The sequence below is a fragment of the Streptomyces sp. NRRL WC-3626 genome (genome assembly GCF_000718785.1).
Classification (GTDB): domain Bacteria; phylum Actinomycetota; class Actinomycetes; order Streptomycetales; family Streptomycetaceae; genus Streptomyces; species Streptomyces edwardsiae.
In genome coordinates this window covers 1-20,633 of sequence record NZ_JOCA01000040.1, presented here as the reverse complement: position 1 = coordinate 20,633, position 20,633 = coordinate 1, and the positions used below count along the sequence as shown (strand labels likewise).

Genomic DNA, 20,633 nt, shown 5'->3' with positions numbered 1-20,633 from the left:
GGAAAAGCCCGGCACGGTGAGCGTGACCGCCCCCTCCGGGGTGCACTGGTCCATGACCATCGGCCGGGGCGAGCCACCGGCCGAGGACCAGCAGCAGAGGACGACGCAGTGCCCCACGCCGCATGGCGTGGGGCCTGCCCGACTCTTCAGCTCAAAGAGGTCGGGCGACGCGGGGGCGGAACCGCTCGCAGCAGTTCCCACAGCGGACGCGAGCCCGACGCCCACACGGCGAGTGTCTGGCGGTCGACGACGTGCAGCCGCTGCTGCTTGGCGAAGGCCACGGCCGGACCGGTCACCCGGCCGTTCGTGACGATCACTGCCACGTCCGCGCCGTGCACCTGCCTGGCCGTTCCGTTGAGCACCTGCAGATCAGGCGTACCCACCGCCGAGCCCCGGGCTCCACTGCGACGGTGCTTGCACTGGATCACCCAACGCCGCCCGTAGGGGTCCGTCGCCTTGACGTCCGCACCGAGGTCACCGCGACCGCCAACCCGCTGAGCATCCCGGCAGCCGTCCCGCTGCATCAGGTCCCGCACCGCATCCTCGAACCGCGTATGGTGCAGCGCATCCAACTGCGGTAGCCCGAAGCGCAACCCACGCGCCCGCACCGCCTCCCACCGGGCCCGCTGCTGGTGGTTGTGGAGCCACCCGGCGCCTGCCAGCACGGCGAGCACCAGGACCACGACGAACACCCACCAGTGCGCCAGCAGCCAGTTGACCACCATCACCACCAGACCGATGCCGGCAGCCGCCACCACCACGAAGACGGTCAGCTGCGCGTCCCTCTGCCGCTGCCCACGACCGGGCCGCCTCGTACGCCGCCGCGCCGACGGCCGCCGCCGGTTCACCGCTCCCACCGAATCGGGTACGACACCGTGGGACGAGGCTCAGGCCCCTGTGCTGCGGGGACATGGTCGAACCGGATCGGATACCGCACCGTCGACTGCGGCCGCGGAGCCCCCTCACCTCCCGCCGACACGTCACCGTTGCCCAGCCCGAACACAGCCAAGGCCACCACACCGAAGATCGTTGACTCCCGTCTGGCTCCAGGAGCCCACCGCGAATGCCCACGAACCGGTGTCCCGTCAGAGCGCACATACGGTCGTACCCAAGGCATACAAGCCTCCCCCTCGTAACGAATCCCCGCACAACCGATACTGACAGGGGGTACTGACAGCATGTCAGCGCATCAGCACTCCACGTGATCAGGAAGGGGAGAACGGGCCAGGTCAGGTCAGGGAAGGCGCGCGGGGCTCTGCCCCACACCCCGGCCACCCTGCGGAGGGCAGGGGCCCTTCATGTGCCGGTGGCCGGGTGGGCAAAGAGGGTGAGGCCGCGCTCCCCTCGTCGGACGGCACCCGGAGGGCACCACGGCCGCCGCCGGGCATCTCGGCCCGGACGCGGTCGTCGTGGACCGGAGGGCCGGCCTTGACGTTCTTGCCCCGGCCCCTGAGCTTCCCGGACGCGCTCCACCAGCGGTTGTCACGGCAAATGTTCCAGGCGGTCCGCTCGGCCATCGGCTCGTCGGCCGTACGGGCCTCCTCGAACAGGAAGCGGTGGCCGAATTCTCTCAGCAAACCAGGTCAGGCATCACCTGTCCGTGCGGCAGTCCCACGCCGTCACGCGGGTGCGTGCGCTGGGCACGTGGTTCGGCCGACCGGTCTGAGCAGCGTATTAACGGTGGTCTCAGGTTCGCTCAGTAGGCAGTGCGCATCCAGATAAGCGATGCAACTCGCATGTAGGAGGCTTGTGATGGCAGTCGACACTGCGCCGTCCGGGAGAGCGCCGGCCGGTCGGTTGGCAGGCCGGTGGGTGCCATGGTTGGTGATCGGCTTGTGGCTGGTCCTGGCGGCGGGCATGGTGCCGCTGAGCGGGAAGTTGAGCTCGGTCACCACCGACAGCGCCGTGGACACCCTGCCGGCCGGTGCCGAGTCCACCAAGGTGGCGGCGCTGGACGACAGTCTCCCCGGTGGTGAGGACAGCACGTTCGTCTTCGTGTACCACCGGGCCGAGGGCATGACCGCCGCCGACCGCGCGGCGGTCCAGCGTCACTACGACACCCTTGCCAAGCGGTACCCGCCGAAGACGACGGAGGCGGGCGACGAGGGGGACGAGGGCTCACCGACGAGCCTTTCCACCGACCGCAAGGCGATGACGTTCACCCTCGATGTGAGCACGGCCTACGGCCCACCGGAGGAGCTCGTCGGCCCGTTGCGTGACGCCGCGAAGGACCGCCCCTCCGGGCTGGAACTGGACGTGACCGGACCGGGCGCGATCGACGGTGACATGGATGCCGTCTTCGACGGTATAGACGAGCAGGTCCTTCTCACCACCATCGCCGTCGTCACGCTCCTGCTGATCCTCACCTATCGCAGCCCGGTGTTGTGGATCATCCCGCTGGTGGCCGTCGGTGCGGCCGCACTGACCTCGATGGGGACCGTCTACCTGCTCGTCAAGGGCTTCGGCATCGTGGTCAACGACCAGAACTCGGCCCTGCTGACGATCTTGGTGTTCGGCGTGGGAACGGACTACGCGCTGTTGCTCATCGCCCGATATCGGGAGGCACTGCACCACCATGAGGACGTCCGGGTCGCGATGGTCCACGCGCTGCGCGGCGCGGCGCCGGCCATCGTCGCGTCCGCGGCCACCGTGGTCTCGGGCCTGCTGTGTCTGCTCGTCGCGGACCTGAACAGCACCAGTGGGTTGGGTCCGATCGGTGCGGCCGGCATCCTGTGCGCGCTGGTGGCCATGCTGACGCTGTTCCCGGCGGTGCTCGTGGTGCTCGGCAGGCGGATCTTCTGGCCGGCCATCCCGCGGTTCAGCACGGCCGTGGAGGAGAAGCCGGGGCTGTGGGGACGGCTCGGCACCGCCATCAACCGCCGCCGGTGGGTAGCGACGCTCGGCTCGTTCGGAGTCCTCGGCGTGCTCGCCCTGGGGCTGGCGGGCAACACCGGCGCCCTGCGGGAGCAGGACCAGTTCCTGTCCGCGCCGGAGTCGGTCACCGGCTTCACCGTTCTGCGCGAGCACTTCCCGGAGCTCGGCGGCCAGCCGCTGACGGTCTTCACGCGCCCGGCGCAGCAGGAGAAGGTGCTCGAGGTCGTCGAGGACACCCGAGGCGTGGCCATGGCCGTCCCGGAGGAGACCGTCGGTGGCTGGGCCAACATCTCCGTGTTCCCGAAGGACGCGCCGGACACCGCCGCGGAGTACGACACGATCAAGCGGGTGCGCACCGCCGTGCACACGGTGAGCGGGGCGGAGGCGATCGTCGGCGGGCCGAGCGCGGAGAACCTCGACACCGAGGTGACCACCAGGCGTGACGAGAAGCTGGTGATCCCGCTGGTGCTCGTCGTCGTCCTGATCATCCTCGGGCTGCTGCTGCGCGCGGTCCTGGCCCCACTGGTCCTGATGGCCACCGTGGTCGTCTCGTTCGCCGCGGCCTTCGGCGGCAGCGTGTTCGTCTTCGACACGATCCTCGGGTTCAAGGGTGTCGACTATTCGGTGCCGCTGCTGGCGTTCCTGTTCCTGGTGGCGCTCGGCGTCGACTACAACATCTTCCTGGCCAGCAGGGCCCGGGAGGAGACCATGCGCCTCGGCACCAGAGAGGGCATGCTCAAAGCACTCTCGGCCACCGGTGGCGTCATCACCTCGGCAGGCCTGGTCCTGGCGGCCACGTTCGGGGTCCTCGTCACACTTCCGCTGGTGATGCTGGTCGAGGTCGGCTTCCTGGTGGCCTTCGGCGTGCTGCTCGACGCCCTGCTGGTGCGGTCGGTCCTGGTGCCCGCCCTTACCTTGCTGATCGGCCGGCGGATGTGGTGGCCGAGCCGACTGTCCCGTCCAGCGGCGGAGCTGCCGGACGGTCAACAGCCGCGCGCCGACAAGGAGGAGGCCGCGCTGCAACGGTGACCGCGGCGGCACCGACGAGATCCGGGACGGGGCTCCAGGCCCCGTCCCGGATCCTTTTCGTGGGCCCGACGGTCACCGCCCTCCGGTCCCGCGCCACATGCCGGGGCCGGGCTCGGCGCATCGCGTCATCCTGCCCCGACGGTGAGTCACGGGGGCCATGGCCGAGGGCCGCCGTCCCTTGTCCCGCGCCGCGCCGCCGGGGCGGGTCAGGACGCCGCGGTGTCCTCCCCGGTGGTGGGCCGCGCGATCGGGGAGGGCGGGGCCGCGGCCGGAAGGTCGACCCGAAGCAGCGCGCCACCGCGTGCGGAGCGGGCAACGGTGGCCCGGCCGGCGTGGGCGTCGACGACCCGCTGCACGATCGACAGCCCCAGGCCGGATCCCGGCAACCCCCGGGCGCTGTCGGCACGGTAGAACCGGTCGAACACCCGCGGCATGTCGGCGGCGTCGATGCCCGGCCCGGCGTCGTCGACCTCGAGCACTACCGACTCCCCCTCGGCGCGAAGCCGGACCTGCACCGGCTGGTCCGCGGGGGACCACTTGCCGGCGTTGTCGATGAGGTTGAGCACCGCCCGCTCGAGCGCAGCGGGGCGCCCGTTCACCCACACGGAGGTCACGTCGAGCGCGACCTCGATGTCGGGCACGCGGGAACGCGCCCGGGCCACTGCGGCCCCCACCACGTCGGCGAGGTCGAGCACCTCGGCGCTCTCGTCGCCGACGTCACCGCGCGCCAGGTCGGTCAGCTCGGCGACCAAAGTGCTCAACTCGGCCACCTGGGCGCCGAGATCGTTGAGCAGCCGGGTCCGGCTCTCCGCCGGCAGTGCGCTGTCCAGGGTGCCGCGCCGATCGAGCCGGATCAGCAGCTCAACGTTGAGGCGCAGGCTGGTGAGCGGGGTCTTGAGCTCGTGGGCGGCGTCCTCGGCGAGCAGCCGCTGGGCCTGCCGGGAGTCCCGGAGCGCGGCGAGCATGTCGTTGATCGACCGGATCAGCCGCCGGATCTCCCCACCGCCCTCGTCCGGGATGTCGGCGTCGAGCTCCCGGGTGTGCGCGACGCGTACCGCGGCGGCGGTCAGCCGGTCGATCGGTGCCAGCCCGGTCCGCGCCACGGTCCGCCCGACAAGGGCGCCGCCGGCCACGCAGAGCAGACCGATCACCAGCATGCCGAACCCGAACTGGTTGATCGGGCCGTCGTCGACGACGCGGGCCACCTGGACCGCGCCGTCGCCCGCCCGCAGCGTGTAGAGGGCGTAGCCTTCTTCGTCGCTGCCGTTCGACTCCAACAGGTCGGCCGACGCGCCCCGCGCCACGCGCCCGGCGTTCTCGCTGACCGGAGGCAGCGCGGGTTGGCCGGCCGGCGTCCGGATCGAGCCGTCGGGCAGGATGACCCGCACCAGCCGGCCGGATCCGGGATACGGCGGCAGCTCAACCTGCGCCAGACCGGCGCGCTCCGCGTTCGTCGCCAGGACGCGGGAATCGGCGCGCAGCTGATCCTCGACGGTGTCCCGCAGCTGCCAGGCCAACAGCTCACTGGCCACCTGGAAGGCCACGAACACACTGACCGCGATGGCCGTCGCCGCGATCACCGTCATCCTGGCCCGCAGGGACCGCCGACGCCACCATCGGATCAGCCGGTGCGGCTCCCGGCAGGCGGGCCTGCTCACGGAGGAGTCTCCCGCAACGTGTATCCCAGGCCACGCAGTGTGTAGATCAATCGCGGCTCACCCTCCGCCTCCATCTTGCGGCGCAAATAGCTCACGTAAACCTGAAGATTGTTGGCGGTGGAGCTCATACCGAAGCCCCAGATCGCCTCGAACAGCGCGTCGCGGGTCAAGACCCGGGTCGCGTTGCACAAGAGGACCTCCAACAGGGAGAACTCGGTCCGGGTCAGGTGCAGCGGCCGCCCGCCCCGCCACGCCTCGAACCTGTCGGGATCGAGCCGGACGTCGGCGAACGACAGGACGTGCGACTCCTCGTCGGCCGGCGTGCGCCGACGCAGCAGGGCCCGCACCCGAGCCAGTAACTCCTCGGTGGCGAACGGCTTGGGCAGGTAGTCGTCCGCGCCCGCATCCAGCCCCGTGACCCGGTCGGAGACCTGATCACGGGCAGTCAGCATCAGCACCGGCAGATCCCGACCCGCGGCCCGCAACCGCCGACAGGTCTCCAGCCCGCCGAGGCGGGGCATCATCACGTCGAGGAGCAACAGATCCAGCGTGTCACCGCCGGCCCCACCGACCCCCTCAAGCACAGCGAAACCGTTGGAGACGGTGCTGGTGTCGTAACCCTCGACCTGGAGCACCCGTTCCAACGACTCACGGATGGCCGCGTCATCATCCGCGATCATGATCCGCACGCCGGCCCGCCCCCTTCCAGTCGATGTTTTTGCCGCTCATCGTCCTTGATCAACCTGAGACCAAGATTAGAGCGCTCGACGGAGACGCCGACCTGCCTGTACTCGTCGCCAGTGACCAGTCCTGCTTCGAGGAAGCTTCCGAGTATTCATCGACACCGCTCCCGGGCTGGCCGCGGTGGGCGAGGCCGGCACCGGTGCCGAAGCTGTGGAGAGCGCACGCTGGCTTTTGCCCGGACGTGGTGCTGGTGGAAATCTGGATGCCGGCACATGGGCGGCATCGAGGTGACACGGCAGACAGCCGGATTCCGCGGAACGGCCAGGACACGCGTTCTCATCCTCACCACCTTCGACCTCGACGCCTGCGTGTGCCCGACTGGCCATGAAGGGGCGACGTTGATCCGTCGCCCCGGTTCGAACGGTGCGGCTCTGTGTCCGACGGGATGTGGAAGGGCGTCTGTGAGTGGCACCCGGGGCACCCCCCCCGGGGCGTCTGCGAGCGGGCCCGGTTTCTTCTGCCGGGAGTGCTTGGGCCGTCGGCAAGCGCCGGGACGAGACGTTCGGCGGATCGTGCCGCGGATCTGCTGGTGGTTGGTGCGGCCGAGGAGGCGGTCCAGGGCGTCCGTGACACGGTGCCGGCCGCGGCTGGCCGGCACCGTAGGGGCGCAGGCCGTCAGCCGGTGGTGGCCGGCCACCGCCGTATCCGGCGGATTCGGACGCCGGGAGCGTCAAGTCACGAGCTCTCCTTCTGCAGGTCCGGCTCCCGCTCCGTCCGTGACCGCATCGCAGCCGGCCGAGGGCGGCGCTGCGCGCGCCGGAAGGTGCCCACGTGGGCCCCGAGCACGACCGTGGCGATCAGCGCTGTGCCGGCGCCCACCGTGGGCAGGGCCTCGACCCCCGGCCCGGAGACGACTAGACCACCGACCGCACCGGAGAGTCCGGAACCCAGGTAGATGGCCGAGGCGTTGAGCGAGAGAGCGAGCGCGCCCTGCTCACCTGCGGCCTCCAGCATCAGGCTCTGTATCGGCGGGTTGAACCCCCAGGCCGCCACGCTCCACAGGAACAGCGCCGACACCGCGCCGGTGACGGTGGTCAGCGTCAGCGGCAGGGTAGCCAGCGAGACCACGGCGAGGCCGAGTGCGGTGAGAGCGGTACGGCGCGGCCCGTAGCGGTCCGACGCCCACCCTCCGAACACGTTGCCGGCCAGCGCGCCGATGCCGTAGACCAGCAGCAGGGCACTCACGGCACCGCCGGTGACGGTGTACCGGGTCAGCAGCGGCACGACGTAGGTGTAGACGCTCATGAAGCCGAGCACGCTGACCACCGTCACCAGCAGGACGGCCTGGACGGTGCGGTCGCGCAGCACCCGCAGCCGCTCCCGCAGGGTGACCGGCGGCGGCGCGGGGACGGCGGACACCAGCAGCCGCACACCGACCGCCGCGAGCAGTCCTGCGGCCGCGACCAGGGCGAACACTCCGCGGAACCCGAGCGGGCCGCCGAGGACCGATCCCGCGGGCACTCCGAGTGCCAGCGAGGCGGTGAGTCCGCCGAACACGATCGCGACGGCACGGCCGCGTTGCCCGGGCGGATGGAACGAGGTGGCGACGAGTGTGGCGGCCGGCGTGTAGGCGGCGGCGCCGAGTGCGGCGACGATGCGGCCGGCGAACAGCAGCGGGTAGCTGGGGGCCAGTGCGGTGAGCATGTTGCCCAGTGCCGCGAGGAGCAGGGCGCCGACGAGCAGGGTACGCCGGTCCCAGCGGCCGGAGAGGGTGGCCGCCAGCGGGGCGCCGACGGCGTAGGCGAGCGCGAACGCCGTCGACAACTGGCCGGCGGCGCCGAGTGACACCCCCATCTCGTTGCTGATCTCGGGCAGCACTCCGGCCACTGGGTAGGCGCTGGTGCCGACGGTGAAGGCCCCTGCGGCGAGCAGGAGGGTGCGAGCGGACACAGGTAGGACCTCTTCTTTACAAGTTCGAACATCATCGAAGTACGAAAAGCGTCAAAGTGCTGAAGTGCTCGTGCAGGTGTCGAGCTTGCGCCGCGCGGACCTCGACGCCCTCCATCCCGGCCTGCTCGACGGGCTGCCCGCACGAAGGGGTGACGGACCCGCCGCTCCGCCGGGCCCGGCCTGCCCTCGGGCCGGGGGTGCTGCACGCATGGCTTTCCTCGCCTCTCGATGTGCGCAGCCGAATCGTCCATCGGCTGTCCGGGTCGGACATCTGCCAGTGAAGGCCGCGCGCGAAGGACCAGCCAGGCCGCGCCGATGGTGGTACTGACACTGTCTGGTTGGACAGCGACCGGGGCCATAGCCTGCCGTCATGAACGCGGCACGAGAGCTCTCCCAGTTCCTGAGATCACGCAGAGACAAGCTGGCTCCGTCGGCGGTCGGCCTCGTCCCGGCCGGCGTCCGGCGGCGCGTTCCCGGCCTTCGCCGCGACGAGGTCGCCGTCCTGGCGGGTGTCAGTGTCGAGTGGTACACCCGGTTGGAGCAGGGCCGAGCCAAGGGCGCCTCCGAAGAGGTGCTGTTCGGCGTCGCCCGGGCGCTGAAACTCAACGAGATCGAGCAAACCCACCTGTTCGACCTGGTCCGCGCCCTGGGGCCGGCACACAGATCGTCACCGGCGAGGACGCCGACGGTTCGGGGCGGCCTGCTGACGCTTCTCGACACGATCACGGGCGCTGCTGCCATCATGCTCAACGAGCACGGGGACGTGCTGGGGGCCAACACACTGGCCCGCGCCCTGTACCGCGACCTGTTCCGCTCCGAGAAGCACGGAACGACACTGAACCTTGCCCGGTTCATCCTGCTCGACCCGGCAGGCAAGGCGCTGCACAGGGACTGGGACGAGGTGGCTGGCTCGGTCACCGCCCTGCTGCGCGCGGCGGCCGGGCGGAACCCCTACTCCAAGGGCCTCACCGACTTGGTCGGAGAGCTGTCGACCCGCAGCGATTTCTTCCGTATCCGCTGGGCGGCGCACGACGTGGAACCACTCACCACCGGGCGCAAGCGTTTCCGGCACCCGGACGTCGGCGGTCTTGACCTCGGCTACGAGTACCTCACCGTCTCCGACAGCCAGGGCATCTCGATCCTGACCTACTTCGCCGAACCGGGGACCCCGGCGCACGACGGCCTGCAACTGCTGGCCGCCGTGGCGGCAAGCGGTGTGCTGCACGGGCAGACCGGAAGCTGACCGGCCGTCACGGGGCCTTGGCCTCGCGTCCCGGACACGGGCCGTGCGGCCGGCGCCGGCGTGGCCGGTGTGAACTTCAGGCATTCCGCCGACCGCGGAGTCAGGTACGCGAGCCGGGTTCTCGCCGAAACCCGCAGCCCGCGCACTGGATCCGACCGGGCTCATGCGTCGGCGCCACCCTACGGGCTGCGCCGCGGGGGCCGTCGGCGGCGAGAGTGTGCCCGCATGCGGTCGGCGATCGCCCGGTCGGCCGGACGCCGCCGCACGAGACCGGCAATTCGACGGATCTCGCAGTATGGCCGGCTCTTTAGTTCGACAATGTTCGTACTACGGTGGTTTTCGAATTAATGTCTACGCGTCGAGCAGCACGACGCAGGGGGTTGAGTCCGTCGGACTCCCCTCGCCATCGCTGCCCAGTTCCGCGACAGCTATCGATAGGCCTTGACATGACAACAACCCTCCCCGCATCCACCTTCTCCACCGACGGCGACCTGGACCTCCGCCGTCTCAGGTTCCAAACCGTGCGGCTCACCGGCCCCGGCATGTCCGGATATCCGCACGACGTGGACGACGCGATCACCGTCCTGCGCCGCGCGGCAGAGCTCGGTGTGAGTCTGATCGACACGGCGGACAGCTACAGACCGTTCGTCACGCACGACCCCATCCGCAAGGCACTGCACCCCTACCCGGAGCACCTGGCCATCGCGACGAAGACGGGCGTCTCCCGCCCCCGGCGAGCGGGTACCGATCGGGCGCCCCGAGTACCTTCGCCGGCAGGCCGAACCCAGCCCCCGGCACCTGGGCGTGGAGCGGACCGACCCGCCCCAACCGCACCGTGCCGACGCCGAGGTGCCACTCGACGACCAAGCCGGAGAGCCCGCCCGCCTCCAGGACGAAGACAAGACCCGCCACATCGACCTGCCCGAGGTCACCGTTCGACCAGATCAAGGCCGCTCAACGCGTCACACCCGTCGCCTCGGTGCACAACCTGGTCGACCGCTCCGCGGCCGACATACTCGACCACGCCGAGCCCCGGGAAAAGACGTTCATTCCCCGATGGCCACTGGCCGGCACCGGATTCACCGGCCGCGGGCGAACTCGCGGACCTGGTACGGCGTACCGGAGCGACGATCAGCCGGCTCGCTCCGGCCTGGCTGCTGCGCCGCTCTCCCGTAATCCTGCCGATCCCCAGCACGCCCTGCCCGGCCCACCTTGGAGGACAACCTCAAGGCCGCAGAGATCGACCCGAGCGACGAGGACTTCGCCACGCCCGACCTCGCCGCGATACACGGCTGAGACGACGCGGCGCAAGCAGCGGCCCCGAGCGCCGCACGTGCCGCCGCCGGCACCGGCGAACCTCGACGACCCCCACCCTTACGACGCCCCAACCCTCCACGGAACAGGAATGGTTCATGCAGTACAAGACCGTCAACCCCGCCTCGGGCGAGCTCGTCGCCACCTTCGAGAGCATCTCCGACGCCGACCTCGCCACCGCTCTCACCACCGCCCACTCCACCTATGAGAAGGACTGGCGGCACCGCCCGGTCGCCGAGCGCGCCGCGATCCTCAAGGCCGCCGCGCGGGAACTGCGGGCCGGCGACGAGTACGCCCGCTACCTCACACTCGAGGTCGGCAAGCTCGTCGGCGAGGCCGAAGCCGAGGTCGAACTCGCCGCGTCCATCCTCGACTACTACGCCGATCACGGCGAGCAGTTCCTCGCACCGAAGGAACTGCCGGAGGCACCCGGGGCGGTGGTGTACACCGAGCCCATCGGCATCATCTTCGGCATCGAGCCGTGGAACTTCCCCTACTACCAGGTCGCACGAGTGGCGGCGGCCCAGCTCATGGCCGGCAACGTCATGCTGGTCAAGCACGCCGAGAGCGTTCCGCACAGCGCACTCGCCCTCCAGCACCTGTTCGAGAGGGCAGGAGCGCCGACCGGTGCGTACACGAACGTCTTCGCCACCCACGACCAGGTCGGACGCATAATCGACGACCCGCGCATCGCGGGCGTGACCCTCACCGGCAGCGAACGCGCCGGAGAGGTGGTGGCCGAGCGGGCCGGCCGCAACCTCAAGAAGGTCGTCATGGAACTCGGGGGCAGCGACCCGCTGATCCTCCTCGAGGACGGGGACCTGGCCCGGAGCGTGCAGAGCGCGCTGGGCGCACGCATGATCAACACCGGTCAGACATGCGTCTCCACCAAGCGCATCATCGTCGTGGGGGAGGAGCGGGGCGAGCAGTTCCTGGAAGCCTTCCGAAAAGGACTGGACACCTTCACCGCCGGCGATCCCTCGGACAGGGCGACGACGCTCGGCCCGCTCGCCTCACAGCGCTCCCTGCACTTCCTGACCGACCAGGTCGACAACGCCCGGAAGCACGGAGCCACGGTCCTGCAGGGCGGGAACCGGATCGACCGGCCCGGCTTCTACTTCGAGCCGACGATCCTCACGGGCATCGACGAGTCCAATCCGGCGTACCTGGAGGAGTTCTTCGGTCCGGTGGCCGCCTTCTACGTGGTCGACACGGAGGAGGAAGCGATCGCCCTGGCGAACACGACCCCCTTCGGGCTGGTCGCGGCCGTGTTCACCGAGGACCTCGACCGCGCCCGCGCCGTGGCAGCGCGGATCGAGGCCGGCATGGTCTTCATCAACCGGCCGGCCTGGACCGCACCTCAGATACCGTTCGGCGGCGTCAAGAGGTCCGGCTTCGGCCGCGAACTCTCCGAGTACGGCTTCGGGGAGTTCGTCAACCGCAAACTGGTGAGCCTGGCCCCGGAGGAGCCGGCCCTCGGCTGACCTCGCCGAACGATACACACTGCGGCGCCGGCCGGAATCCCCGCATCGAAACTGAATCAAGAATGGGACTGCTGCACGGATTGGGGGACATTGCTCCTCGAACTCGCCAACAACCGGCAGGCTTTCGCTGTCCTGGGACAGAACGAGCCAGGTCCGTGGCTCTTCCCGGGCGGTCGCGCCGGACAGGCCATGACCGCAAGCCACCTGACAGTACGGCTCAACAGGGTCGGCATCCGCGCTCGTGCCGGCTATGCAGCGGACTTCGCACGTCGCGAATTCCTGTAGGTTCGCATTCCTGATGCCCTTCCCGTGCCACGTGTCGCTCTGCCCGCCCAGAGGACGGCAGAGCGACACGAAGCCCGCACGATGCTTGTCAGGTACCAGCGTTGAGGCGTGTTCCGTTTCCGCTCCCGCGGACCGGTCTTGTTACCTTCTCCCGCTGGCACTCGTCATGAGAGCGACGACCGCATACGAACGGTCGCATCAACGAGTGAATCGAGAGCAGGATGCTGACCAACATCATGTACGTGACGATCTACGTCACCGATCAGGACCGCGCACTGGAGTTCTACACCGAGGGACTGGGCCTGGAAAAACGGCTCGACTTCCCGGGGCCCGACGGACGGTTCCTCACCGTCGGGGTTCCCGACAGCCCGGTGCAGATCATCCTGTGGTCGCATGCGGCGGCCGCGGGACAGCCGGGGGAAGCGGGCGCCCCCGGTCCGCTGATCCTCGAATCCGACGATCTGCGAAAGGATTTTGAGATCATGCGTCAGCGCGGCGTCGTTTTCGAAGAGTCCGAGCCCGAGGATTATCCGTTCGGGGTCCGCATCGAGGCGGTGGACCCGGACGGCAACCGGGTCTCGCTCCGTCAGCAGCGGAAGCCGTGACCGCCCACCCGTCCGGCCTTGTGGCCAAGGCGTTCGAAGCCCAGCGCGATCGGCTGCGCGCCGTCGCGTACCGCGTGCTGGGCTCGCACGCCGACGCCGAGGACGTGGTCCAGGAAGCCTGGATGCGCCTCGTCCGTCAGGACGCGGCGACCATCGGCAACCTGGCGGGTTGGCTGACCACGGTGGTCGGCCGAATCAGCCTGGACCTCCTGAGATCCCGCCGAGCCCACCCCGAAATCGCCTACGAGCAAGAGTTCGCGAACCTCGTGGTGATACCCGACGATGACCCCGCGCCGGACGAGCAGGCGGCGCTGGCCGATTCGGTCGGCCTCGCCCTGCTCGTCGTGCTCGACTCGCTCACCCCGAGCGAGCGCCTGGCGTTCGTCCTGCACGACATGTTCGCAGTCCCGTTCCACGAAATCGGCCGGATCCTGGGCAAGTCCACCGCCGCCACCAAGATGGTCGCCAGCCGCGCCCGCCGCAAGGTCCACGCCACGGACCGACCGGCGGGCTCCGGCCGCGAGCACCGAGAGGTCGTCCAGGCATTCGGCGCCGCCGCCCGCAACGGCGACTTCGAAGCACTGCTGCGTGTCCTCGACCCGAACGTGGAACTGACCGTCGACACTTCCGACGGCGTGGTCGTCACCCTCGGCGCCACCAAGGTCGCCTCCGGGGCCCGCATGTTCTCCGGCGAGGTCGCCCGCAATCGGCCCGTGCTGGTTAACGGCATCCCCGGCCACATGTCCTGGTGCCCCGACGGAACCCCTCTCTCCCTCATCGCCTTCACCGTCACCGAAGGCCGGATCACCGGCATCCACATCGTCGTCGACCCGGCCAAACTGGCCTCGATCCATCTGCCCGCCGAGATTTGAGCCGGTGTCGGGCACCTCGCACACCGAAAGGACGGTGTCCGGCGCGGTGGCGGAACCACGCTCCTCCGGCATCGAGTCCACACGCCATCCGCCGTGGCCAGCCGCACGGGCTGTGCCCCGGCGCTATGCCTCCGAGACAGCACACTCGTCCGCAGCGGACCGCGGGAGACAGGACCGTGGGACCGAAGTGGCTGGCCTCACCATGCAGAGGGACATTCCGAATCCGGGGCAATTCCGCAAGTCCGGATAACCGCAGTTGCCAGTGAAGGGCAGGACATCGCCGCCGGGCTGCGGAGCACGCTCGGCAAGGAGCCAGTGGGCGGCGCCGAAGACGTCGACGGTACTGGTCAGGACGTGGCGGTTGTGGTGCGCCCGCGGGAGGTGGGCGTAGGGGATGAGGGCAGTCTTCTGCACGGGCGGGCTCTCCTTCGTGGGCGGTCACGGCCGGCGGTCGCTGCGGTGAGTTGCGGTCGGGCGGCGCGCGAGCTGTGGAGAGCGGAGCGGGACGCCTAGAGGGCATGGCCCTTTCTGGTCGTCATGAGGTGATCATCGTCGGCATCCAGCCTTGTGGCAAACCCTTTCGGCGCGCTGCCCTCATTGATCGACGAAACTGTCCAGGTCAGCCTCAACGAGGGCCGTCCTGTCTGCCCACTCGAATGCACAGCACGACAAGTTCCGTGCTCATTGAACAGATCTGGCGCTCAGTCACAGCGGCGTCGACGGCTCGGGTGAGCGCCGACCTCCCTGGAGTGTCAGGTCGGCCCTTTTGGCCGCAGGGCCGGCCAACAACCGGCCGAAGGACCATGGCACTACGGAGCACCGTCTGAGCCGGCACCCTGTACTCGGTGCCGTGAGACAGGAAAAGAGCCTCCCGGCGCGCCGCCCGATCGTGACCGAGGCCGCGGGGCCGGTTCCCTGTAGGGGCCTCGACGAGCGCTCAGGCCCTCGCAGGCCACACCCCCCGGCCATCAGCGAGGGACCGCAGTTCACCGGAGCGGGCTGTGCCCGGGCCGGCGGACAGCAGTTTGCGAAGGACACCGCTGCCAACGGGCCCGAACCCGAGCGGCGCGCCCCCGGCGAAAGGGGGGATGCAACCCGGGCGAAGCCCTCTCGCCTGTCGGCCGCACCTCGTCCAGCGGCCGCCTGACGGCTCCTCAACGATCACCGCGGGCGTCACCTGTAGCGCCAGGCACGGCTTGATGTCGTCGTAGCGGTACGGGAAGCCGTGACGCAGTACACCCGCATCAAGCGCCTCAACCGGTGCAAGGCCGAAAGAAAGAAGAAGGCCCACGCCCGTGCGGTCGGCGACGCGCGCTGGCCGGCGTGTACGCCGCGGGCGGCGGGCAGGCGTTTGCGGACACGTTCCGGGGTGTACAGCTGAGGGCCGTCGTCCGGGCGGCGGCCGGGCCGGCCCACGGGCAGGAGGGCACAGTCCTCCTGGACACGTCCGTGCGGACGGCCCTCGCGGAGGGCTTCGCGGAGGGCTTCGCGGACGCCGTCGCCGGCCCGTTCCGTGCGTGACGCAGGGCCGGCTGTGGTGAGGCCGGTGCGGAACGACCACAGCGTTCACGCGGCCGCCAAGACCGTGCCGCTCTGTCACCCTGTCACGAGGCGCCTGCCGGTGTACTTACATACTGAGCACGGCAGTTGGCACGGACAGGGAGTGGACACCGATGCAGAACAAGGACGCGGTCTCTTCGGACGCCGGGGGTGGTGGGCGGCTGGTCGCCGGCCGGTACCGGCTGCTGTCCGTGCTCGGCGAGGGCGGTATGGGCACGGTCTGGCGCGCCCGCGACGAGGTGCTGCAGCGTGAGGTGGCGGTGAAGGAGGTCCGCGCCTCCCTCGACCTTCCCGCCGAGCGCAGCGCCCGTATGCATGCCCGGCTGGAGCGGGAGGCATGGGCGGCCGCGCGGGTCAGCGCCCGCGGTGTGGTGACCGTGCACGACGTCGTCACCTTCGACGGACGGCCGTGGATCGTCATGGAACTCGTGCGCGGCCGCTCGCTCGCCGACGTGATCGGCGCGCAGGGCACCCTGATGCCGAAGGAGGCCGCCCGCATCGGTGCCGAGGTGCTGGCGGCCCTGCGCGCCGCGCACGGCGCGGGGGTCCTGCACCGTGATGTGAAGCCCGCCAACGTGCTGCTCGCCGACGAGGGCAGGGTGGTCCTCACCGACTTCGGCATCGCCACTCTGGAGGGCGACACGGCGCTGACGATGACCGGTGAGGTGGTCGGCTCGCCCGAATACGTGGCCCCGGAGAGGTTGCTGGGCCGGACGCCGGGCCATGCCTCGGACCTGTGGTCGCTGGGGGCCCTCCTCTATACGGCCGTGCAGGGCCGTTCGCCGTTCCGTCGGACGGGCGCACTGGCCACGATGCGAGCCGTCGTGGACGACGAACTGCCGCCGGCGCACCGCGCCGGACCGCTCACCGCGGTCATCGAGGGTCTGCTGCGCAAGGACCCCGCAGAGCGCATGGCGGCCCAGGAGGCCGCCCGCCGGCTGCGCACGGTCGCGGGGGTGCCGGCCACCGACGAGACCGGCACCGCGACCAGCGCCGTCCTCACGGATGCCGCGGTCACATCCGCCGTCACCGCCGCGCTGACGGCGGATGTGACGGCTGCCCAGGAGCTTTTGACCGCCGACGAGCCCTTCCCCGCCGGGGATACCGCCGCGACCGTGGCAGACGAGGAGGTGACGGCCACGACTCCTTCGGACCGGACGACGGGCGGTGCCGAGGCGAAGGAGCCGACGGTACCGGCGCCGCTCGGTGTCTTCGGCCCGCCGCTCGGCGTGCCGGAGCCCTTGCCCGCCACCGGTCCCTCACTCACCGCCGGGCGGCGCAAGCGTCGTACCACCCGACTGGTCGGCGCGGCCGGCGCCGTACTGGTGCTGCTCGGCGCGGGGTTGACCTACGCGCTCGTGGGCCAGGACAGTGACAAGGACGGGGACGGCGGGAGCGCCGCACAGCCCGTGTCGGTGACGGTGGCGGGCGGGGCGACCGCCTACGAGGGGAGCTGTCCGGCGGGGGAGGGCCGGGCGCCCTGGTTCACTGCGACGTTCACGACGTCGCAGATCCCTGTGCAGTTCTCCTATCGGTGGGTGTCGGTGAACGGGGCGGTGGTGGACCGGCAGTGGCGGACGCTGTCGTTCAGGGAGGGGGAGTCGGACACGAAGAAGGAGACGGTGCGGCTGTCGGCGTACGCACAGGAGGGGACGCTGAGCAGCGCGATGGCGGTGGAGATCAAGTCACCGTTCGACGCCACGTCCAACTCGGTTGCCTTCTCCGTGACTTGCCGAGCAGACGGTGCGTGAACCCGGCACTGCCTCGTCCATACTTGAACGAACTTGATCATCCCTAAGGAGTATCCGTGCTGTCGGTCATCGTGGGAAGTAGCGGCCCCTTCACCGGTCAGAGCGTGGTCCTCGGCGACGCTCCGCTGACGTTCGGGCGCAAGAGCGACAACGACGTCGTCATCGTCAGCGTCAGCGCCTCCCGGCTGCACGCCGAGATCGTCACCGAGGACGGGGCCTACGTCCTCCACGACCGCGGCAGCAGGAACGGCACCTACGTCAACGAACAACGTGTCACACGACACGAGTTGACGCCCGGCGACACCATACGCATCGGTGACGAGACCTTCCTGTTCGAGACACAGGAGGCCGTGGAGACCGTCATGGACCTCTCCCAGCTCGCCCTCCCTCGCGCCGACGCCGCCGTCGACCCCGGCGTCCTGCGGGTCACGGTGAGCGGCGGCGGCCCCGTCGGCCTCGCCTTCGCACTGCTCCTGGAAAGCGCGCTGCCGGGACGCGTCTCGGTGACCGTGTACGACGGCCGCTGGGTGCGCGACGGCGCCGACGTGGTCTGGAAGGACGAGACCCACGGCAACGTCCGCCGCCAGCAGGTCGTCACCGTGCAGAGCCGGCAGTACCTGGCGCTCACGGAGGAGATGCAGACGGCGCTCTTCGGGGAGAGCCGCGAGTTCTCCGAGATGTGGCCGCTGGGGCCGGACTCCGTGGACGGGCGTCCGCCGCGCAACATCCGTATCGCCTACATCGAGGACCAGCTGCTGCGGCTGGCCAACACCAAGCCCGCCGTCCGGCTGGTGCCCCGGCGCTTCGACCCCTCCGAACACGAACACCTCATCGCCCGCGACCATGTCCTGGTCATCTGCGAGGGCGGCCGCTCCCGCACCCGCGAGCACTTCGCCGACCGCTTCGGCGCCGCCGACGCCTCCATCTACTCCCTCGACGGCGAACACCTCCAGGACGTGGTGCTCGGCCTGCGCGTCAAATCCCGCCTCTCCGACCCGATGAGCGTCCTGCTGACCGTGGCGCAGAACCGGTTCCTGCTTAACTCCCTGAGAGGAGAAGGCTTCCTCAACATGCGGCTCACCCGCGAGGAGGCACGCAACGTCATCGGCATCGACCCGGTGCGGCAGGTCTTCGAGGAATGCATCGCGGCCCGCCCCTGCGTGATGAGCCGCCACGAGGACAACGAGTTCGTCTGCCCGACCCACGGCACGCTGTTCCTGCCCGCGCTGCTGCGCGGCTCACCGCTGTGGAAGCGGATCCAGGAGGGACTGCGGCTGTTCGCCGTCCCCGAGGACGACCTGAGCGCGATCACCTCGTTCCGCCTGGACATGGTGCAGCGCCCCCGCTTCACCGCGCAGCTCACCCGCCCGACCGCCGACCGCCCCGGAACCTACGGCTTCCTGCTCGGCGACGCGGCCAACGCCATCCACTTCTGGCCCGGCCGCGGCCTCAACAGCGGTCTCGCCTCCGCCGTCTCCCTGGCCCGCTCCCTCAGCCGCGTCTGGCGGGGCCGCCCCCTGCGCGACGCGGACTTCATCCGGCACGAGGCCGCGATGTCGATGCTGCAGTACCGGCACAAGAGCCGCGCGTGGAACGCCATGGTCACCACGGACGAGCAGGGCACGACCCGCGCGATCAAGGACATCATCGACCGCAGCATGGAGAAAACGGCCGGACCGTCGGTGCCCCGGCAGCAGACATCCGGGGATCCGGCCGAGGGGGACCTGGAGACCCTCCTGGACCGCATGCGCTCGATCCGCGACCGCCTCGCGCCGCGCCTGCCCGGCCTGCCCGACGACGGGGAACTGCGGGCCCACCTCTCCACCCTGGCCCCCGCAACCCTGCGCACCCTGCAGGAGAGCGGCGCCTGGGACACGCTGATCGTCGGCGGTGAGGAGGCGGACATCGACCTCTTCTACCAGCAGGACGCGCCGGTCTTCGTCCCCGCCGCACCGCCCGCCCCGGTTACCGATCCTCGCACCTCGGCCCTCCTCGGCCCGGCCTGACCGCCGGGTCCGGGAAGGTCCCCCGATGCCCCGCCGGCTGAACAACCCCAAGGCGGGGCAGGGTCCGGCGTGGACGCGGGCGGCCGGGGCCAGGGACTCCTACCGCAGACGCGTACCGAAGTCCCGCCCGATTCCATCACGGCCAACGACGTCACCCAGGCCCACGCTCTGGTGGACGGAGTCCCGCCGGTCGCGTCGGCTACCCCCGCAAGAGCCCCGATGCTCTCCTGGGCGACAAGGGCTACGACGGCAACCCCAACCGGAAGGAACTGCTATGGCGCGGGATCCTGCCGATCATCTCCGGCAAAGGGCAGCCTGACAGCCAGAGCCTGGGTATGTTGAAACGGTCGGCGTGAATCGACATCAGGTGCCTGCTCAGGCGTTGAGGATCCAACGGCTCCACGGGCTGCACGAGTCGCCGACGCATGCTTTGACCCGCACCCGGCTGCCCACGCCGCCGTGGGCGTTCTTGCTGCTGTACTCGTACATCTCCTTGTTGCAGGACCCCTGGGTGCCGGAACCGCCCGACCACGTGCACTTTCCCTTGCGGTAGAGCCCCCAGTTCCCGTTGCTGTCACGGAGCTCGTTCTGCCACTGGGTGGTGGCGGAGGCGCCGTCTTTGAATTCGTCGCCGGCGAAAAGGACATCGCCGTACGGCTTGAAGCAGGCACGGGCGGTGGTCCAGAGGTCGTCCTTGACCACGCAGTAGTAGTCGTTGACCGACGTCGTGTCCTTCACCGCGGTGTCGTACTCCATCGTGGCAGCGGCTGCCGGGTTGCTCATCGCCAGAACGAGCATGCCTGTGGCGGCCATGCCCAGTACGGTTCTTATCGCGCCGCGCATGCAGGCGCCTCCCGTCGGGTCGAAGCTGACTGAACTTGCAACCCTGCTGTACGCGGCGCCTCTGCGGTACCTAGAACGTTTCAGGGTTGCCCTGAGTGGCCGCTACCAGAAACGGACTCAACGCCCACTGAGGGCTTCGGCGGGGTTACGAATCCTCGGAGTTCTCTGTGAATGCGGTGGCGTGGTCGGTGGCCCAGTGGCGGAATGTTCGCGGTGCCGTCTGGAGGATGGCGGCCACCGCTGTGGTGCTCCACGCGGCGAGCAGCATGTCGACGGCCGGGCTGGGTGCCGTCCCTGGGACAGGCTCCGGAACTCGTCCGGAGTGATCTCCTCGAAGGCGATCTGGTGCCCGAGGGCGTCACCGATGACGTTCGCTTGTGTGGCTTGGGGTTGTTGTGGAGCCGGTGGTGTACGGGGTCGGCGCCGGGCTGTTCGTCCGCCACGACACTCTGGTGTCTATTGGTATGTACGAGGA

The 20,633-nt window shown here is 69.9% G+C and carries 13 protein-coding genes; 8 read left to right on the top strand and 5 right to left on the bottom strand.

From position 1 onward, the window contains the following. Nucleotides 1-146: 146 nt before the first annotated feature. Complete coding sequence (locus IF28_RS0135415) at nt 147-758, bottom strand: restriction endonuclease (protein WP_406710859.1); 612 nt, start codon at nt 756-758, stop codon at nt 147-149. A gap of 994 nt (nt 759-1,752) precedes the next feature. Here IF28_RS0135415 and IF28_RS0135410 point away from each other — a divergent pair. Then, on the top strand, nt 1,753-3,903 hold the full coding sequence (locus IF28_RS0135410) for an MMPL family transporter (RefSeq protein ID WP_030229428.1): 2,151 nt from the start codon (nt 1,753-1,755) through the stop codon (nt 3,901-3,903). 206 nt (nt 3,904-4,109) lie between these two features. Here the strand turns inward: IF28_RS0135410 and IF28_RS0135405 are convergent, their stop codons facing one another. From IF28_RS0135405 to IF28_RS0135395, 3 genes are all read right to left on the bottom strand, one after another. Further along, entirely contained in the window at nt 4,110-5,561 is a 1,452-nt protein-coding gene (locus tag IF28_RS0135405) for a sensor histidine kinase (protein ID WP_030229426.1), read from the bottom strand. Further along, nucleotides 5,558-6,250 carry a response regulator transcription factor gene (locus IF28_RS0135400; protein ID WP_030229423.1) on the bottom strand — a complete coding sequence of 231 codons (693 nt, stop codon included), beginning with the start codon at nt 6,248-6,250 and terminating at the stop codon, nt 5,558-5,560. Before IF28_RS0135400 ends, IF28_RS0135405 begins: the two co-directional genes overlap by 4 nt. 730 nt (nt 6,251-6,980) lie before the next feature. Next, the gene (locus tag IF28_RS0135395; RefSeq protein ID WP_063829367.1) at nt 6,981-8,195 is read right to left on the bottom strand and encodes an MFS transporter; all 1,215 of its coding nucleotides are present in this window, start codon (nt 8,193-8,195) and stop codon (nt 6,981-6,983) included. A 370-nt stretch (nt 8,196-8,565) separates the two neighbouring features. On the opposite strand from IF28_RS0135395, the gene IF28_RS0135390 reads away from it, so the two are divergent. The 7 genes from IF28_RS0135390 to IF28_RS0135350 all read left to right on the top strand — a co-directional run bounded on the left by IF28_RS0135390 (nt 8,566) and on the right by IF28_RS0135350 (nt 19,315). After that, on the top strand, nt 8,566-9,438 hold the full coding sequence (locus IF28_RS0135390; RefSeq protein WP_030229418.1) for a helix-turn-helix domain-containing protein: 873 nt from the start codon (nt 8,566-8,568) through the stop codon (nt 9,436-9,438). 1,412 nt (nt 9,439-10,850) lie between these two features. After that, nucleotides 10,851-12,236, top strand: coding sequence for an NAD-dependent succinate-semialdehyde dehydrogenase (locus IF28_RS0135375; RefSeq protein WP_030229416.1), 1,386 nt, complete (start codon nt 10,851-10,853; stop codon nt 12,234-12,236). A 506-nt stretch (nt 12,237-12,742) separates the two neighbouring features. Then, nucleotides 12,743-13,126: a VOC family protein gene (locus IF28_RS0135370; RefSeq protein ID WP_030229414.1), complete on the top strand. Its 384-nt coding sequence runs from the start codon at nt 12,743-12,745 to the stop codon at nt 13,124-13,126. Further along, nucleotides 13,123-13,998: a sigma-70 family RNA polymerase sigma factor gene (locus tag IF28_RS0135365; RefSeq protein ID WP_030229412.1), complete on the top strand. Its 876-nt coding sequence runs from the start codon at nt 13,123-13,125 to the stop codon at nt 13,996-13,998. The genes IF28_RS0135370 and IF28_RS0135365 overlap by 4 nt, the downstream gene beginning before the upstream one ends. 1,323 nt (nt 13,999-15,321) lie before the next feature. Then, nucleotides 15,322-15,519: a hypothetical protein gene (locus IF28_RS0135360; RefSeq protein ID WP_030229410.1), complete on the top strand. Its 198-nt coding sequence runs from the start codon at nt 15,322-15,324 to the stop codon at nt 15,517-15,519. Nucleotides 15,520-15,671: 152 nt separating this feature from the next. Further along, entirely contained in the window at nt 15,672-17,309 is a 1,638-nt protein-coding gene (locus IF28_RS0135355; RefSeq protein WP_030229407.1) for a serine/threonine-protein kinase, read from the top strand. 56 nt (nt 17,310-17,365) lie between these two features. Beyond that, on the top strand, nt 17,366-19,315 hold the full coding sequence (locus IF28_RS0135350; protein WP_030229405.1) for an FHA domain-containing protein: 1,950 nt from the start codon (nt 17,366-17,368) through the stop codon (nt 19,313-19,315). Between the two features lie 375 nt (nt 19,316-19,690). Here IF28_RS0135350 and IF28_RS39605 read toward each other — a convergent pair whose 3' ends face one another. Next, nucleotides 19,691-20,128 (bottom strand): hypothetical protein, encoded by a 438-nt coding sequence (locus IF28_RS39605; protein WP_199809091.1) that lies wholly within the window; start codon nt 20,126-20,128, stop codon nt 19,691-19,693. Nucleotides 20,129-20,633: the final 505 nt, after the last annotated feature.

What these genes read in the sequence shown, in the direction of transcription:
- IF28_RS39605 (WP_199809091.1), bottom strand. Translation starts at nt 20,128, where the DNA reads ATGGCCGCCACAGGCATGCTCGTTCTGGCGATGAGCAACCCGGCAGCC.
- IF28_RS0135410 (WP_030229428.1), top strand. Translation starts at nt 1,753, where the DNA reads ATGGCAGTCGACACTGCGCCGTCCGGGAGAGCGCCGGCCGGTCGGTTG.
- IF28_RS0135375 (WP_030229416.1), top strand. Translation starts at nt 10,851, where the DNA reads ATGCAGTACAAGACCGTCAACCCCGCCTCGGGCGAGCTCGTCGCCACC.
- IF28_RS0135390 (WP_030229418.1), top strand. Translation starts at nt 8,566, where the DNA reads ATGAACGCGGCACGAGAGCTCTCCCAGTTCCTGAGATCACGCAGAGAC.
- IF28_RS0135355 (WP_030229407.1), top strand. Translation starts at nt 15,672, where the DNA reads ATGCAGAACAAGGACGCGGTCTCTTCGGACGCCGGGGGTGGTGGGCGG.
- IF28_RS0135370 (WP_030229414.1), top strand. Translation starts at nt 12,743, where the DNA reads ATGCTGACCAACATCATGTACGTGACGATCTACGTCACCGATCAGGAC.